The sequence below is a fragment of the Amycolatopsis sp. genome, assembly GCF_025464955.1.
Classification (GTDB): Bacteria; Actinomycetota; Actinomycetes; order Mycobacteriales; family Pseudonocardiaceae; genus Amycolatopsis.
Window position 1 is genome coordinate 18629 of sequence record NZ_JAODNM010000028.1, and the last position, 16304, is coordinate 34932.

At 71.1% G+C, this 16304-nt stretch carries 15 protein-coding genes; all 15 read left to right on the forward strand.

Annotated features, from left to right (window positions below):
• Positions 1–87 precede the first annotated feature (87 nt).
• Complete coding sequence (pyrR, locus tag JWQ81_RS04515) at positions 88–699, forward strand: bifunctional pyr operon transcriptional regulator/uracil phosphoribosyltransferase PyrR (protein WP_297537824.1); 612 nt, start codon at positions 88–90, stop codon at positions 697–699.
• Positions 696–1628 carry an aspartate carbamoyltransferase catalytic subunit gene (locus JWQ81_RS04520; RefSeq protein WP_297537826.1) on the forward strand — a complete coding sequence of 311 codons (933 nt, stop codon included), beginning with the start codon at positions 696–698 and terminating at the stop codon, positions 1626–1628. Before pyrR ends, JWQ81_RS04520 begins: the two co-directional genes overlap by 4 nt.
• Positions 1625–2920 (forward strand): dihydroorotase, encoded by a 1296-nt coding sequence (locus JWQ81_RS04525; RefSeq protein ID WP_297537828.1) that lies wholly within the window; start codon positions 1625–1627, stop codon positions 2918–2920. Before JWQ81_RS04520 ends, JWQ81_RS04525 begins: the two co-directional genes overlap by 4 nt.
• Positions 2920–3486, forward strand: a complete 567-nt coding sequence (locus JWQ81_RS04530) for a transporter (RefSeq protein ID WP_297537830.1) — start codon at positions 2920–2922, stop codon at positions 3484–3486. The genes JWQ81_RS04525 and JWQ81_RS04530 overlap by 1 nt, the downstream gene beginning before the upstream one ends.
• Complete coding sequence (gene carA, locus JWQ81_RS04535) at positions 3483–4610, forward strand: glutamine-hydrolyzing carbamoyl-phosphate synthase small subunit (protein ID WP_297537832.1); 1128 nt, start codon at positions 3483–3485, stop codon at positions 4608–4610. Before JWQ81_RS04530 ends, carA begins: the two co-directional genes overlap by 4 nt.
• Positions 4610–7924, forward strand: a complete 3315-nt coding sequence (carB, locus tag JWQ81_RS04540) for a carbamoyl-phosphate synthase large subunit (RefSeq protein ID WP_297537834.1) — start codon at positions 4610–4612, stop codon at positions 7922–7924. The genes carA and carB overlap by 1 nt, the downstream gene beginning before the upstream one ends.
• Positions 7921–8751, forward strand: a complete 831-nt coding sequence (pyrF, locus tag JWQ81_RS04545; RefSeq protein ID WP_297537836.1) for an orotidine-5'-phosphate decarboxylase — start codon at positions 7921–7923, stop codon at positions 8749–8751. The genes carB and pyrF overlap by 4 nt, the downstream gene beginning before the upstream one ends.
• Before the next feature lie 154 nt (positions 8752–8905).
• On the forward strand, positions 8906–9223 hold the full coding sequence (gene mihF, locus JWQ81_RS04550; RefSeq protein ID WP_297537839.1) for an integration host factor, actinobacterial type: 318 nt from the start codon (positions 8906–8908) through the stop codon (positions 9221–9223).
• A 47-nt stretch (positions 9224–9270) separates the two neighbouring features.
• Complete coding sequence (gene gmk / locus JWQ81_RS04555; RefSeq protein ID WP_297537855.1) at positions 9271–9876, forward strand: guanylate kinase; 606 nt, start codon at positions 9271–9273, stop codon at positions 9874–9876.
• Positions 9877–9915: 39 nt separating this feature from the next.
• Positions 9916–10188, forward strand: coding sequence for a DNA-directed RNA polymerase subunit omega (rpoZ, locus tag JWQ81_RS04560; RefSeq protein ID WP_297537841.1), 273 nt, complete (start codon positions 9916–9918; stop codon positions 10186–10188).
• A complete protein-coding gene (coaBC, locus tag JWQ81_RS04565; RefSeq protein WP_297537843.1) occupies positions 10181–11425 on the forward strand; it encodes a bifunctional phosphopantothenoylcysteine decarboxylase/phosphopantothenate--cysteine ligase CoaBC in 1245 nt (414 codons plus the stop codon). The genes rpoZ and coaBC overlap by 8 nt, the downstream gene beginning before the upstream one ends.
• Positions 11426–11476: 51 nt before the next feature.
• The gene (gene metK / locus JWQ81_RS04570; protein ID WP_297537845.1) at positions 11477–12679 is read left to right on the forward strand and encodes a methionine adenosyltransferase; all 1203 of its coding nucleotides are present in this window, start codon (positions 11477–11479) and stop codon (positions 12677–12679) included.
• Between the two features lie 58 nt (positions 12680–12737).
• Positions 12738–14852 carry a primosomal protein N' gene (locus JWQ81_RS04575; RefSeq protein ID WP_297537847.1) on the forward strand — a complete coding sequence of 705 codons (2115 nt, stop codon included), beginning with the start codon at positions 12738–12740 and terminating at the stop codon, positions 14850–14852.
• A 205-nt stretch (positions 14853–15057) separates the two neighbouring features.
• The gene (def, locus tag JWQ81_RS04580; protein ID WP_297537849.1) at positions 15058–15618 is read left to right on the forward strand and encodes a peptide deformylase; all 561 of its coding nucleotides are present in this window, start codon (positions 15058–15060) and stop codon (positions 15616–15618) included.
• 3 nt (positions 15619–15621) lie between these two features.
• On the forward strand, positions 15622–16304 hold a 683-nt coding region (locus JWQ81_RS04585; RefSeq protein ID WP_297537852.1), incomplete at its 3' end, for a methionyl-tRNA formyltransferase.

Below are 16304 nucleotides of genomic sequence, written 5' to 3' on the forward strand. Positions count from 1 at the left end.
CTGCTACTCTCGGTGCGATTTCCTCGCTCAGCAGGGGATCGACGTCCTTTAAGGACCCGTCCAGAGAGGCGGGGAAGGAGGTCCGCCTTGTCGTCACGTCCACGTGGCGCGGCGGAACCGGCCGGTGAGCGGGAACTGCTCTCCGCCGGGGATGTTGCGCGCACCATCGCTCGAATGGCCCATCAAGTCATCGAGAAGACCGCACTCGGTGCGGGATCTTCCGAGGTGTCCTTGACGCCGGTGCTATTGGGCATACCCACGCGGGGGACCCCGCTGGCCTCCCGGCTGGCCGACCGCATCGCCGAATTCTGCGGGGTACGGCCCCCCACGGGTGCGCTCGACGTCACCCTGTACCGCGACGACCTGCGTCGCCGGCCGACCCGTGCCCTCGAAGCCACCCAGCTGCCCGCCTCCGGCATCGACGACAGGCTGGTCCTGCTCGTCGACGACGTCCTGTTCTCCGGGCGGACCATCCGGGCGGCGCTCGACGCGCTGCGGGACCACGGCAGGCCCCGCGCGGTCCAGCTCGCGGTGCTCGTCGACCGGGGGCACCGGGAACTGCCGATCCGCGCCGACTACGTCGGCAAGAACGTGCCGACCTCCCGCGCGGAGGGTGTCGCGGTCCTGCTGTCCGAAATAGACGGCCGCGACGCGGTGCTTCTGCGCGGATCCGGGGCCGTCGAGGGAGAAACCCAGTGAAGCACCTGCTCGCCACCGACGGGCTGGATCCGGCGCTCGCCACCGCGGTGCTCGACACCGCCGACGAGCTCAAGCACACCTTGCTCGGCCGTGAGGTCCGCAAGCTGCCGACGCTGCGCGGCCGCACGGTGATCACGCTGTTCTATGAGAACTCGACCCGTACCAGGGTGTCGTTCGAGATCGCCGGGAAGTGGATGAGCGCGGACGTGGTCAACGTCTCAGCGGCCAGTTCCTCGGTGAACAAGGGCGAGTCGCTGCGCGATACGGCGTTGACGCTGGCCGCGGCCGGAGCGGACTGCGTGATCATCCGCCACCCGGCTTCGGGCGCGGCCCAGCGGCTGGCCGGCTGGCTTGCCCCGGCGGGCACCGCGATCGTCAACGCCGGGGACGGCACGCACGAACATCCCACGCAGGCGCTGCTCGACGCGGCGACGCTGCGGGAGCGGCTCGGCTCGCTGACCGGCCGCCGGATCGGCATCGTCGGTGACGTCGTGCACAGCCGGGTCGCGCGGTCGAATATCCACCTGCTGTCGGCGCTGGGCGCCGAGGTGGTGCTGGTCGCCCCGCCGACGCTGCTGCCGGCCGGCGTCGAGGCGCTGCCGGTGACGGTGTCGCACGAGCTCGACGCCGAACTGCCCACGCTCGACGCGGTGATGATGCTGCGAGTGCAGGCCGAACGCATGCACGGGGCGTTCTTCCCCTCTTCCAGGGAGTACTCGATCGCGTACGGCTTGTCCGAGGCGCGCGCGAAGCTGCTCCCCAAGCACGCCGTGGTGCTGCACCCCGGCCCGATGCTGCGCGGGATGGAGATCGCCTCGGTGGTCGCCGACTCGCCGGCGTCCGCGATCACCGAGCAGGTTCGCAACGGAGTACATGTCCGGATGGCTGTGCTTTACCACTTGTTAGCAGGAGACGGAGCGGCAGCGTGAGTGACCAGGTCCTGATCAAGGGCGCCAAGTTGTACGGCGAAGGCGATCCGGTGGACGTGCTGGTCTCCGGCGGCGTCATCTCGCGCATCGACGCTTCGGTCGAGGTGACCGAAGACGTCACCGTGCTCGAAGCGAACGGCCAGGTGCTCCTGCCCGGTTTCGTCGATCTGCACACCCACCTGCGGGAACCCGGCCGCGAGGACACCGAGACCATCGCAAGCGGCTCCGCCGCCGCCGCGCTCGGCGGGTACACGGCGGTCTTCGCGATGGCCAACACCGACCCGGTGGCCGACAACGCCGTCATCGTCGACCACGTCTGGCGGCGCGGTCGCGAGGTCGGGCTGGTCGACGTACACCCGGTCGGGGCGGTCACGGTCGGGCTCAAGGGCGAGAAGCTCGCCGAGCTCGGCACGATGGCGGCCTCGGCGGCGAACGTCCGGATCTTCTCCGACGACGGGCTGTGCGTCGCGGATCCGCTGATCATGCGTCGCGCCCTCGAGTACTCGACGGCGCTCGACGTCGTCATCGCGCAGCACGCCGAGGAGCCGAGGCTCACCGTCGGGGCGCAGGCGCACGAAGGTGAGCAGTCCGCGCGGCTGGGTTACGCGGGCTGGCCCGCTTCGGCGGAGGAGTCGATCGTCGCCAGGGACTGCCTCTTGGCCGAGCACGCGAAGGCCAGGCTGCACGTCTGCCACGTGTCGACCTCGGGCACCGCGGACATCCTGGCCTGGGCGAAGGCCCGCGGGACCCGCGTCTCGGCCGAGGTCACCCCGCACCACCTCCTGCTCACCGACTCGCGGCTCGACACCTACGACCCGATCAACAAGGTCAACCCGCCGCTGCGCACCGGCGCCGACACCGAAAAGCTGCGGGCGGCGCTCGCCGAGGGCGTCATCGACTGCGTCGCCACCGACCATGCCCCGCACGCCGTGCAGGACAAGGACTGCGAGTGGACCGCGGCCAGGCCGGGCATGCTCGGCCTGCAGACCGCGCTGTCGATCGTGGTGGAGACCATGGTCCGCACCGGCCTGCTCGACTGGCGCGGCGTGGCTCGCGTGATGAGCGAACGCCCCGCCGAGATCGCCGGGCTGCCCGACCAGGGCAGGCCGCTGGAGGTCGGTGAACCGGCGAACCTCGTGCTGGTCGACCCCGAAACCGAATGGACGGTGCGTGGCGGGGAACTCGCCAGCATCGCCGCGAACACCCCGTACGAGGGAATGAGGCTGCCCGGCGTGGTGAGCGCCACCCTGTTGCGCGGGCGGATCACCTCCAGGGAAGGGAAAATCTCCTGATGGACAGGCTGCTGCTGTGCCTCGCGATCCTCGTCTTCTTCGGGCTGTGCCTGTGGGGGATGCGAGTGGGCTGGCGACGTAAGGCTCGCTCGCAGAGCGCCGAGCTTCCCTTCTTCGCCCAGACGCCGGACGACCCCGGTGAGCCGGTGCTGCCCGAGACCGTCGGGCTGTACGTGAGTACCACCACGGCTGGGGAGTGGCAGAACCGCATCGTCACCCGCGGCATCGGCCTGCGCACCAGGGCCACCCTGAGGCTGTACCGGGGCGGCATCGACGTCGACCGCGTCGGCGCGGCGGGCTTCTGGATCCCGGTCGAGTCGATCACCGGCATCCGGCGGGACAAGGCGATCGCCGGGAAGGTGATGGGCACCGACACGCTGCTCATCGTCACCTGGACGGCCGGCGACGTCGCGCTCGACACCGGTTTCCGCGGCGACGACGTCGACGTGTACCCGCAGTGGCTCGAAGCGGTCTCGGCCGCCATCGCCCCGGTTCTCCACACCGGCGACATCGCCGCCACCACCGACACCACTGCCCCCAGCGACAACGAAGGAGGTGCCCAGTGAGCACCGCAACACGGACACCGGCCGCGCTGGTTCTCGAAGACGGCCGCGTGTTCCGCGGCTCGGCCTACGGCGCGCTGGGCTCGAAGTTCGGCGAAGCCGTCTTCTGCACCGGCATGACCGGCTACCAGGAGACGCTGACCGACCCGTCCTACCACCGCCAGATCGTGGTGCAGACCGCGCCGCAGATCGGCAACACCGGGTGGAACGACGAGGACGACGAGTCGAGCCGCATCTGGGTCTCCGGGTACGTCGTGCGCGACCCGGCCCGGACGCCGTCGAACTGGCGCTCGGTGCGGACGCTCGATTCCGAGCTGGAGCGCCAGGGCATCGTCGGGATCTCCGAGGTCGACACCCGCATGCTGACCCGCCACCTGCGTGAGCGCGGCGCGATGCGCGCCGGGGTGTTCTCCGGGGACGCGCTCGGCGAAGACGGGGCCATGCTCGCCGAGGTGCTCGCCAGCCCGGCGATGGAAGGCGCGGACCTGGCGGGCGAGGTCAGCACCGCGAAGCCGTACGTCGTCAAAGCCGAGGGCGAGACGCTGTTCCGCGTCGCCGCGCTCGACCTCGGGATCAAGTCGAACACGCCGAGGATGATGAGCAAGCGCGGTATCGAGGTGCACGTGCTTCCCCTGCCCAGCACCATCGAGGACCTCCTCGCGGTCGCGCCCGACGGGGTGTTCCTGTCCAATGGCCCGGGTGACCCGGCGACCGCGGACCATGCGACGGAGCTGACGAAGGCCGTGCTGGGGCGCGAGATCCCGCTGTTCGGCATCTGCTTCGGCAACCAGATCCTGGGCCGCGCGCTCGGGCTGAGCACGTACAAGATGCGCTACGGCCACCGCGGGATGAACATCCCGGTGATCGACGTCGACACCCGGCGCGTGGCGATCACCGCGCAGAACCACGGCTTCGCCCTGGAAGGCACGCCTGGCCAGCGGTTCGAGTCGCCGTTCGGCGCGGCGCGGATCAGCCACTACTGCCCGAACGACGACACCGTCGAAGGCGTCCGCTGCGCCGATGTCCCGGCGTTCTCGGTGCAGTACCACCCCGAGGCCGCCGCCGGTCCGCACGACGCGGCGCCCCTGTTCGACGAGTTCACGAGCTTGATGGAGAAGGCCAAGTAATGCCCAAACGCACAGACCTCCAGCACGTGCTGGTCATCGGCTCCGGTCCGATCGTGATCGGGCAGGCGGCGGAGTTCGACTACTCGGGCACCCAGGCTTGCCGGGTGCTGCGCGAGGAGGGCCTCCGGGTCAGCCTGGTGAACTCGAACCCGGCCACGATCATGACCGACCCGGAGTTCGCCGACGCGACCTACATCGAGCCGGTCACGCCCGACTTCGTCGAGAAGGTCATCGCGACCGAGCGTCCGGACGCGATCCTGGCGACCCTCGGCGGGCAGACCGCGCTGAACTGCGCCGTCGCCCTGCACGAGCGCGGTGTCCTGGAGAAGTACGGCGTCGAGCTGATCGGCGCCGACATCGACGCCATCCAGCGCGGTGAGGACCGGCAGAAGTTCAAGAACATCGTGGCCGACATCGGCGCGAAGACGCCGCGCAGCGCGGTGTGCAACACGATGGAAGAGGTCCGCGCGACGGTGGCCGAGCTCGGCCTGCCGGTGGTCATCCGGCCGTCGTTCACCATGGGCGGGCTCGGTTCCGGCATGGCGCACACGCCCGACGAGCTCGAGCGGCTCGGGTCGCTGGGGCTGACCGAAAGCCCGGTCACCGAGGTGCTCATCGAGGAGAGCGTGCTCGGCTGGAAGGAGTACGAGCTCGAGCTGATGCGCGACAAGCACGACAACGTCGTGGTCGTGTGCTCGATCGAGAACATCGACGCGATGGGCGTGCACACCGGCGACTCGGTCACCGTGGCCCCGGCGATGACGCTGACCGACCGCGAGTTCCAGGTCATGCGCGACGTCGGCATCGACGTGCTGCGCGCGGTCGGGGTCGACACCGGCGGCTGCAACATCCAGTTCGCGATCAACCCGCGTGACGGCCGGATGGTCGTCATCGAGATGAACCCGCGGGTGTCGCGGTCCTCGGCGCTCGCGTCGAAGGCGACCGGGTTCCCGATCGCCAAGATCGCCGCGAAGCTGGCCATCGGCTACACCCTCGACGAGATCACCAACGACATCACCAAGGCGACGCCGGCCGCGTTCGAGCCGACCCTCGACTACGTCGTGGTCAAGATCCCGCGGTTCGCCTTCGAGAAGTTCCCCGGCGCGGACCCGACGCTGACCACGACGATGAAGAGCGTCGGCGAGGCGATGTCGTTCGGCCGCAGCTTCCCCGAGGCGCTCGGCAAGGCGATGCGGTCGATCGACACCAAGGCGACCGGGTTCTGGACGCTGCCCGATCCGGAAGGCGCGACGCTGCAGTCCACTTTGGACTCGCTGCGCCGCCCGCAGGAGGGCCGCCTCTACGCCGTCGAGCGCGCGCTGCGCCTCGGGGGTTCGATTGACGAGGTGCACGAGGCCAGCGGGATCGACCCGTGGTTCATCGACCAGATCGCGCTGATCGGCGAGGTCGGCGCCGAGGTGCGCGACGCGCCGGTGTTGGCCGCGGACCTGTTGCGGCGCGCCAAGAGGACAGGCCTGTCCGACCGCCAGATCGCCGCGCTGCGCCCGGAGCTGGCAGGCGAGGACGGCGTCCGGCGGCTGCGGCACCGGCTCGGCGTCCGCCCGGTGTTCAAGACCGTCGACACCTGCGCCGCCGAGTTCGCCGCGAACACGCCGTACCACTACTCCGCCTACGAGACCGACCCCGAAGCGCAGTCCGAGGTCGCGCCGCAGCCGGACAAGCCGAAGGTCCTCATCCTCGGTTCCGGACCGAACCGGATCGGGCAGGGCATCGAGTTCGACTACTCGTGCGTGCACGCCGCGATCGCCCTGCGCGAAGCCGGTTTCGAGGCCGTGATGGTCAACTGCAACCCCGAAACCGTGTCCACCGACTACGACACCTCGGACCGGCTCTACTTCGAGCCGCTGTCCTTCGAGGACGTTCTCGAGGTGGTCCACGCCGAGCGCGAATCCGGCACCGTCCTCGGGGTCATCGTGCAGCTCGGCGGGCAGACCCCGCTCAGCCTCGCGCAGCGGCTTTCCGACGCCGGAGTGACGGTGGTCGGCACGCCGCCCGAGGCGATCAACCTCGCCGAGGACCGAGGCGCGTTCGGTGACGTGCTCGCCGCGGCCGGGCTGCCCGCGCCGAAGTACGGCACCGCGACGTCGTTCGCCGGCGCCAAGCGGATCGCCGACGAGATCGGCTACCCCGTGCTCGTCCGCCCGTCCTATGTGCTCGGCGGGCGCGGGATGGAGATCGTCTACGACGAGACGACGCTGGAGGGTTACATCCAGCGCGCCACCGAGGTCTCGCCCGAGCACCCGGTGCTGGTCGACCGGTTCCTCGACGACGCCATCGAGATCGACGTCGACGCGCTGTACGACGGCGAGGACCTCTACCTCGGCGGCGTGATGGAGCACATCGAAGAGGCCGGGATCCACTCCGGTGACTCGTCCTGCGCGCTGCCGCCGATCACGCTGGGCCGGACCGACCTGGAAGCGGTCCGCCAATCCACCGAGGCCATCGCGCGTGGGGTGGGCGTCCGGGGGCTGCTGAACGTCCAGTACGCCCTCAAGGACGACATCCTGTACGTGCTGGAGGCCAACCCGCGGGCGTCGCGGACGGTGCCGTTCGTGTCGAAGGCGACAGCGGTGCCGTTGGCGAAGGCGGCCGCGCTGGTGATGACCGGTTCGACGATCAAGGACCTGCGAGCTTCGGGGGTGCTGCCTGCCGAGGGTGACGGCGGCCGGATGCCCGCCGACTCCCCGGTCGCGGTCAAGGAGGCCGTGCTGCCGTTCCACCGGTTCCGCACGCCCGAAGGCCACGGCGTCGATTCGCTGCTCGGCCCGGAGATGAAGTCGACCGGCGAGGTGATGGGCGTCGACGTCTCGTTCGGCAAGGCGTTCGCCAAGTCGCAGGCCGCGGCCTACGGATCCCTGCCGGTCTCCGGGCGGGTGTTCGTTTCGGTCGCCAACCGCGACAAGCGCTCACTGGTGTTCCCGGTGAAGCGCCTCGCGGACCTCGGGTTCGACATCCTCGCCACGTCCGGAACGGCGGAAGTGTTGCGGCGTAACGGGATTCCCTGCTCAGTGGTGCGCAAGCACTACGAGGGGAGCACCGAGGCCGAACCGAACATCGTCGAGCTGATCCTCGCCGGAAATGTCGATATGGTGATCAATACGCCGTACGGCAACAGCGGCCCCCGGGTCGACGGCTACGAAATCCGCACCGCAGCGGTGTCGCGCGACATCCCCTGCATCACCACGATCCAGGGTGCGGGCGCGGCGGTCCACGGCATCGAAGCGCTCATCCGAGGAGATATCGGCGTGAAGTCACTCCAGGAGCTTCAGGCGGCACTGAAGGCCAAGTCATGAGGTTCGGCGCGCGGCTCGCGGCGGCCGTGGCGGCCAGGGGGCCCCTGTGTGCGGGAATCGACCCCCATCCTGGGCTTCTTGCCTCCTGGGAGCTGCCCGTGGACGTCAGCGGGCTCGAACGGTTCGCGCTCGGGGCCACCGAAGCCATAGCCGGCGAAGTGAGCGTCATCAAGCCGCAGTCGGCGTTCTTCGAGGCCTTCGGCGCCGCCGGGATAGGCGTCCTGGAGCGGGTTGTCCGGCTCGCCAAGGACGCCGGCGCGCTCGTGCTGCTCGACGTCAAGCGCGGCGACATCGGGTCCACTATGGGCGCCTACGCCGCCGCGTATCTCGCGGACGGCGCGGCGCTCGAAGCGGACGCGATCACTGTTTCGCCGTACCTCGGTTTCGGCTCACTCGAGCCCGCGCTCGAGCGCGCGGCGGGCGGGGACAAGGGGCTGTTCGTGCTCGCGCGCACGTCCAACCCGGAGGCGCTCAGTCTGCAGAATGCCTTGCTGTCCAACGGAAAGACGGTCGCGCAAGGGATCGTCGACGCGGCCGCGTCGGCCAATGCCGGCGCCGAGCCGTTCGGGAATATCGGGGTCGTCGTCGGCGCGACGATCGACCCGGGGGAGCTCGACCTGTCGGCACTGAACGGCCCCGTGCTGGCCCCTGGTTTCGGCGCTCAGGGCGCGACCGCCGAGGACCTGCGCAAGGTGTTCGGCGAGGCGCTGACGGGCGTCCTGCCGTCCTCCTCGCGCGACATCCTGAAGCACGGTCCAGGTGCCGAGGCGTTGCGTGCCGCCGTAAAGCGGACTCAGGCGTCACTCACGGCGTCGGCACTCGGGTGAATCCGCGTGCGGTTATGTCTGACAGTGCCCTGCAAAACGGCCAATAGCAGGCCCGTGAAACGGCCCTGACCGGCCACCCCCGCATTGTGGCGAATGGTCGCGGGTGGGTACCGTCGCGTCACCCACCCAGATTGAGTTATTACCGGAGGAAAACGTGGCACTTCCCCAGCTGACTGACGAACAGCGCGCTGCGGCGCTGGAGAAGGCCGCTGCCGCTCGTCGCATCCGCGCTGAGCTCAAGGAGCGGCTCAAGCGGGGCGGTACCACTCTGGTCGACGTGCTGAAGCAGGCCGAGGAGAACGAGGTCCTCGGCAAGATGAAGGTGTCGGCACTTCTCGAGGCCCTCCCGGGCGTCGGTAAGGTCCGCGCCGCGCAGACCATGGAACGACTGGAGATCGCCCCCAGCCGTCGTCTCCGCGGGCTCGGCGACCGGCAGCGCAAGGCGCTGCTGGCCGAGTTCCCCGGCGAGTGACCGGCTTCGGTCAAGACACGACCGGTTCCGGCGAGTCCGCCGGGCCGATCGGCCGAGACCGCGGTGATGAGCCGGTGGCGGGGAAATTTCCCCGGCACCGGCTCACCGTCGTCTCCGGGCCGTCCGGAGTGGGCAAGTCCAGCGTCGTCGGTGAAATGCGGCGCCGGGAGCCCGACATCTACTTCAGTGTCTCGGTGACCACCCGGCCGCCTCGGCCCGGCGAGGTCGACGGCGAGCACTACCACTTCATCGACCGCGCGACCTTCGACAAGATGGTTGCCAATGACGAGCTGCTCGAGCACGCCGAGTTCACCGGCAACTGCTACGGCACTCCCCGCGCGCCGGTCGAACAGGCGCTGCGCGACGGCAGGCCCGCCATCCTCGAGATCGAGCTGCAGGGCGCCAGGCAGGTTCGAGTGGCCATGCCGGAGGCCCGGCTGGTCATGCTGATGCCTCCTTCGTGGGAGGAACTGGTCGGCAGGCTCACCGGCCGCGGCACCGAAGCCGAGGAGGCCGTGAAGGCCCGGCTGGCCGAGGCTGAGCGCGAGCTGGCCGCCGCCGGCGAGTTCGACGTCCGGGTCGTGAACGCCGACGTGCGGGTCGCCGCGGGCGAGTTGCTAGACTTGGTGATCGGCACGGATGTCACCACTTGATTTCCGATACGTGATTCGACTGATTCAGGAGCTGTGCGAGTGACCACGACGCTAGGTTCATACGGCGAAGAGCTCGAGGGCATCACCAACCCGCCGATCGACGACCTGCTCGAGAAGGTCAGCTCCAAGTACGCGCTGGCCATCTACGCCGCTAAGCGCGCGCGTCAGATCAACGACTACTATGCCCAGCTGGGCGAGGGCCTGCTCGAGTACGTCGGCCCGCTCGTCGAGCCGGGCCCGCGTGAGAAGCCGCTGTCCATCGCGCTGCGCGAGATCCACGCCGGTCTGCTCGAGCACACCGAGGGTGAGTAAGCCAAGAATCGTTCTTGGCGTGGGCGGCGGGATCGCCGCCTACAAAGCGTGTGAGGTACTGCGCGGGCTGACCGAGACCGGTCACGACGTTCGTGTGGTGCCCACCGAGGCCGCGCTGAACTTCGTCGGCGCGGCCACCTTCGAGGCACTGTCCGGGCACCCGGTCCACACCGGAGTGTTCACCGAGGTGCCCGAAGTCCAGCATGTCCGGATCGGTAAGGAAGCCGATCTGGTGCTGGTGGTCCCGGCGACGGCGAACCTGCTGGCCAAGGCCGCGCACGGGCTCGCCGACGACCTGCTGACCAACACCCTGCTCACCGCCCGGTGCCCGATCGCCTTCTTCCCCGCGATGCACACCGAGATGTGGGAGCACCCCGCCACCCGGGACAACGTCGCGTTGCTGCGGTCCCGCGGCCTCGTCGTCACCGAACCGGCCGCCGGGCGGCTGACCGGCAAGGACACCGGCAAGGGCAGGCTCGCGGACCCCGCCGACATCGTCGACCTCGCCCGGTTGCTGCTGGCCCAGCCGGACGCGCTGCGCCGCGATCTCGAGGGCGTCCGGATCGTCGTTTCCGCGGGTGGCACGCGTGAGCCGCTGGATCCGGTGCGGTACCTGGGCAACCGGTCCTCCGGCAAACAGGGCTACGCGCTGGCCAGGGTCGCCGCCCAGCGCGGCGCCGAGGTCACGCTGGTGGCCGGGCACACCGTGACGCTGCCCGACCCCGCCGGCGTCGTCGTCCAGCACATTTCGACGGCCGAGGAGCTGCGTCAGGCGATGCACATGGCCGCGAAGACCGCGGACGTCGTGGTCATGGCCGCCGCGGTCGCCGACTTCCGGCCCGCCGAGTTCGCGGCGAGCAAGATCAAGAAGTCGGACGACCATCCCGATCCGACTATCACCCTCGAGCGCAATGCGGACATCCTGGTCGAATTGGTATCAAACCGAACGCCGGGACAGGTTATCGTCGGCTTCGCTGCGGAGACCGGCGACGCCCAGGGCAGTGTTCTTGACCACGGCCGAGCCAAACTGAAACGGAAATCGAGCGATCTGCTGGTTGTCAACGCGGTCGGCGACGGCAAAGCTTTCGGCATGGAGGACAACGGTGGCTGGCTGCTCGCGGCGGACGGCACCGAGCGCTCTATCCCGTTTGGCGCGAAAGCGCAACTCGCCGCGTCCGTTTGGGACGCCGTTGTGGGCTTCCTCAAGGATCGAGCCTCCCTCGATCGGGGTAAGTAGGCTGGTCGGGTACGAGAACGAGATTTCGCATCGAGTGATGGGACGAACGCGGTGACAGGGTCGAACAGCAGATTGTTCACTTCTGAGTCGGTGACCGAAGGGCACCCTGACAAGATCTGTGACGCCATCAGCGACTCCATCCTTGATGGTCTGCTGACCAAGGATCCGCGCAGCCGGGTGGCGGTGGAAACGCTGATCACCACCGGGCAGGTGCACGTGGCCGGTGAGGTCACGACCGAGGCGTACGCCGACATCCCGACCATCGTCCGCGACGTCATCCTGAAGATCGGCTACGACTCGTCGGCCAAGGGGTTCGACGGCAACTCCTGCGGCGTCAACGTCGCGCTGGGTTCGCAGTCGGCCGACATCGCGCAGGGCGTCGATACCGCTTACGAGTCGCGGGTCGACCTCGACGACGACGAGATCAACCGCCAGGGTGCCGGCGACCAGGGCCTGATGTTCGGTTACGCCTGCTCGGACACCCCCGAGCTGATGCCGCTGCCGATCGCGCTCGCGCACCGGCTGGCCCGGCGGCTGGCCGAGGTCCGCAAGTCCGGCCTGCTGCCGTACCTGCGCCCGGACGGCAAGACGCAGGTCACCATCGAGTACGCCGGCGACCAGGCGGTCCGGTTGGACACCGTGGTGGTGTCCAGCCAGCACGCCGAGGACGTCGACCTGGACGGCCAGATGGTCGGCGACATCAAGACCTATGTGGTGGAGCCCGAGCTGGCCGCGCTGAAGCTGGACAGCTCGGAGTGCCGGCTGCTGGTCAACCCGACCGGCCGGTTTGTCATCGGCGGCCCGATGGGCGACGCCGGGCTGACCGGGCGGAAGATCATCGTCGACACCTACGGCGGCATGGCCCGCCACGGCGGCGGCGCGTTCTCCGGCAAGGACCCCTCGAAGGTCGACCGCTCGGCCGCGTACGCGATGCGCTGGGTGGCGAAGAACGTGGTGGCCGCCGGGCTGGCCCAGCGGGTCGAGGTGCAGGTCGCCTACGCGATCGGCAAGGCGGCCCCGGTGGGGCTGTTCGTGGAGACGTTCGGCACCGAGGTGGTCGACCCGAGCAAGATCCAGGGCGCCATCACCGAGGTGTTCGACCTGCGGCCCGCCGCGCTGATCCGGGACATGGACCTGCTGCGGCCGATCTACGCGCCGACCGCCGCCTACGGCCACTTCGGCCGCACCGACCTGGACCTGCCGTGGGAGCGGGCGGACCGGGCGGACGCGCTGAAGTCCGCCGCCGGGGCCTGATCGTTCCGGGCCTGACCACCGGCGGGGCACTCGGGCTCCGTCTGATAGACCGGGCAGTGTGACGACGGCACGCCCGACGCGGCGGGGGGAGCGGCGGGCGGCCGCCGAGCTCCCGGTCGCGCGGGTCGCCGTCGACGTGCCGCTGGCGCACCTGGACCGGCCGTTCGACTACCAGGTGCCCGACCAGCTGGCCGACGACGCACAGCCGGGGGTCCGGGTGCGGGTGCGGTTCTCCGGTCGGCTGGTGGACGGCGTGCTGCTGGACCGGGTGGAGCGCTCCGACCATGTCGGCAAGCTCGGCTGGCTGGAGCGGGTGGTGTCCCCCGAACCGGTGCTGTCCGCCGAACTGGCCGCGTTGTGCCGGACGGTTGCCGACCGCTATGCCGGCACGTTCGCCGACGTGGTGCGCCTCGCGGTGCCGCCCCGGCACGCCCGGGCCGAGGCGGAGCCGGTGGGCGGGGCAACCCTGCCGACAACCCTGCCGACAACCCTGCCGACAACCCTGCCGACACCGCCGCCCCCCGCCCCGAACCAGGACGGCTGGCGGCGGTACCGGCACGGCGCCGCGCTGCTGGACGCGGTCGCCGCCGGCCGGGGCGCGCACGCGGTGTGGCAGCCGGTACCCGGTGAGGACTGGCCGGGCCGGCTGGCCGAGGTGGCGGCCGGTGCACTCGTCGCCGGCCGGGGCACCCTGATCGTCTGCCCGGACCAGCGGGACGTCGCGCGGGTGGCGGCCGCCTGCGGCGAGCTGCTCGGGCAGGACCGGGTCACCACGCTCACCGCCGACCTGGGCCCGGCGCGGCGCTACCGGAGCTGGCTGGCCATCCGCCGGGGGCACAGCAGGGTGGTGGTCGGTACCCGGGCGGCCGCGTTCGCCCCGATCGCCGATCCGGGTGTGCTCGTCGTCTGGGATGACGGCGACGACCTGCACGCCGAGCCGCGCGCCCCGTACCCGCACACCCGCGACGTGCTGATGCACCGGGCGCACGCCACCGGGGCCGCGCTGCTGGTCGCCGGGTTCGCCAGGACCGCCGAGGCGCAGCTGTTGGTCGAGTCCGGCTGGGCGCGCGAGGTGACCGCCGAGCGCACCGAGCTGCGCGCCGCCGCGCCCCGGGTGACCCCGGTGGGGGAGACCGAGGCCCAGCTCGTGGACGACCCGCACGCCCGCGCCGCCCGGCTGCCGAGGGTGGCGTTCGACGCGGCCAGGGCGGCGATCGGTCGCGGTGAGCCGGTGCTGATCCAGGTGCCCCGGGCCGGCTACGTGCCGGGGTTGGCCTGCGCCGGTTGCCGGGAGCCGGCCCGTTGCCGGCACTGCGCCGGCCCGCTCGGGCTGCCGCGCGCCGCGGTCGGCGGTGGCACCGGGGCCGGTCCGGGGGCGAACGGCTCCGCGAACGACACCGCGGTCTCACCGACCTGCCGCTGGTGCGGGGTCGCCGCGCCGACGTTCCGCTGCGCGACCTGTGGTTCCCGCCGGCTGCGTGCCACCGTGGTCGGCGCCCGGCGCACCGCGGAGGAGCTCGGCCGGGCGTTCCCCGGGGTGGCCGTGCGCGGGTCCGGTGGTGGCGCCGACGTGCACGCCACGGTGCCGGCCGGTCCCTCGCTGGTGGTGGCCACCCCGGGCGCCGAGCCGTGGGTGGACGGCGTGGCCGGCGGTGCCGGGTACGGCGCGGCGCTGTTGCTGGACGGCTGGGCGCTGCTCTCCCGGCCGGACCTGCGGGTCGCCGAGGAGACGCTGCGCCGGTGGATGGCCGCGGCCGCCCTGGTTCGCCCGGCCGGCGCCGGCGGCCGGGTCGTGGTCGCCGCCGACCCCGAACTGGCCGTGGTGGCCGCCCTGGTCCGGTGGGACCCGGTCGGTCACGCCGCCGCGGAGCTGGCCGGCCGCACCGAGGTCGGGTTCCCGCCGGCGGTCCGGATGGCGGCGGTGGACGGCGCACCGGACGCGGTGGCCGAGCTGATCGCGGCGCTCGTGCTGCCCGACTCGGCCGAGGTACTGGGCCCGGTGGAACTGGACCCGGCCCCGTCCGGCGCGGTCCGCGAGCGGGCGCTGGTGCGGGTACCCCGGACCGACGGCCGGGCGCTGGCCGCCGCGATGGCCGCCGGCCAGGCGGCCCGCACGGCCCGCAAGGCGCCCGACCCGGTCCGCGTCCAGCTCGACCCGCAGGAGATCGGCTAGGAGGGTCCTACCGCCCCCGGTCCGCCCGTCCGGCGCGGCCCGTTGTTACCGAGCTGCACAACAGGCAGGTTCGATCATGGTTTGAGGTGCCTGGTGTGCAGCTCGGTAACGGGGGTGCCCCACGGGGAGGGCGGCGGGTGGTGCGGCTCGAACACTAAGCTGGTCGGCGGTCCCAGCGAGCTCAACCAGGGAGCGGCAACCCACGATGGCAATCCAGCCGATCCGGCTCTTCGGCGATCCCGTGCTGCGCAGTCGCGCGGCGGAGGTCGTCGATTTCGACGCAGAGCTGCGCAGGCTGGTCGCTGACCTCACCGACACGATGAACGACGAGGCCGGCGCCGGCCTGGCGGCCCCGCAGCTGGGTGTCGGACTGCGGGTCTTCACCTACCGCTGCGACGGCTTCGAGGGCCACCTGGTGAACCCGACGTTCGACGTGGTCGGCGAGGACATGCAGGACGGCCCGGAGGGCTGCCTGTCCATCCCCGGCATGCACTGGGACTGCCGCCGGCACCTGCACGTGGTGGCGAACGGGTGGAACATGCACGGCGACCCGGTGGAGGTGGCGGGCTCGGAGCTGCTGGCACGGTGTATCCAGCACGAGACCGACCACCTGGACGGGGTGCTGTTCCTGGACCGCCTCGACGCCGAGACCCGCAAGCTCGCGATGGCCGAGATCCGCTCCGCGCCCTGGTTCGCGCAGGCCGAACCGGCCAGTCCACCGGTCGTCAAGACCAGCCCACATCCGCTGTTCGGGAAGGCTCGATAGCTCGTGAGGCTCGTATTCGCCGGCACGCCGACCGCCGCGTTGCCGGCCCTGTCCGCGCTGCTCGGATCCCCCCGCCACGAGGTGGTCGCGGTACTCACCCGGCCGGACGCGCCGACCGGTCGCGGCCGGCGCCTCGCCCCCTCCCCGGTGGCCGAGCTGGCCGCCGCCCACGACGTTCCGGTGCTGCGCCCGCCCAAACCGTCCGCGCCCGACTTCGTGGCCTCGCTGGCCGCGTACCGGCCGGACTGCTGCCCGGTGGTCGCCTACGGCTCGCTGCTGCGCCCGGCGCTGCTCGCGGTGCCCAGGTACGGCTGGGTCAACCTGCACTTCTCGGTACTGCCGGCGTGGCGTGGCGCGGCCCCGGTGCAGGCGGCCGTCCGGCACGGCGACGAGGTGACCGGGGCGAGCTGCTTCCGGCTGGAGGAGGGCATGGACACCGGCCCGGTGTACGGCGTGGTCACCGAGTCGATCGGGCCCCGGGACACCTCCGGCGACCTGCTGGACCGGTTGGCCCGCTCCGGCGCCGAGCTGTTGCTGGCCACCCTGGACGGCATCGAGGACGGCCTGCTGCGCCCGGTGCCGCAGCCGGCCGAGGGGGTCTCCTACGCCCCGAAGGTCACCGTGGCCGACGCCGAGGTGGACTGGCGCGCGCCGGCGACCGCGGTGGACCGGCTGATCCGCTCGGT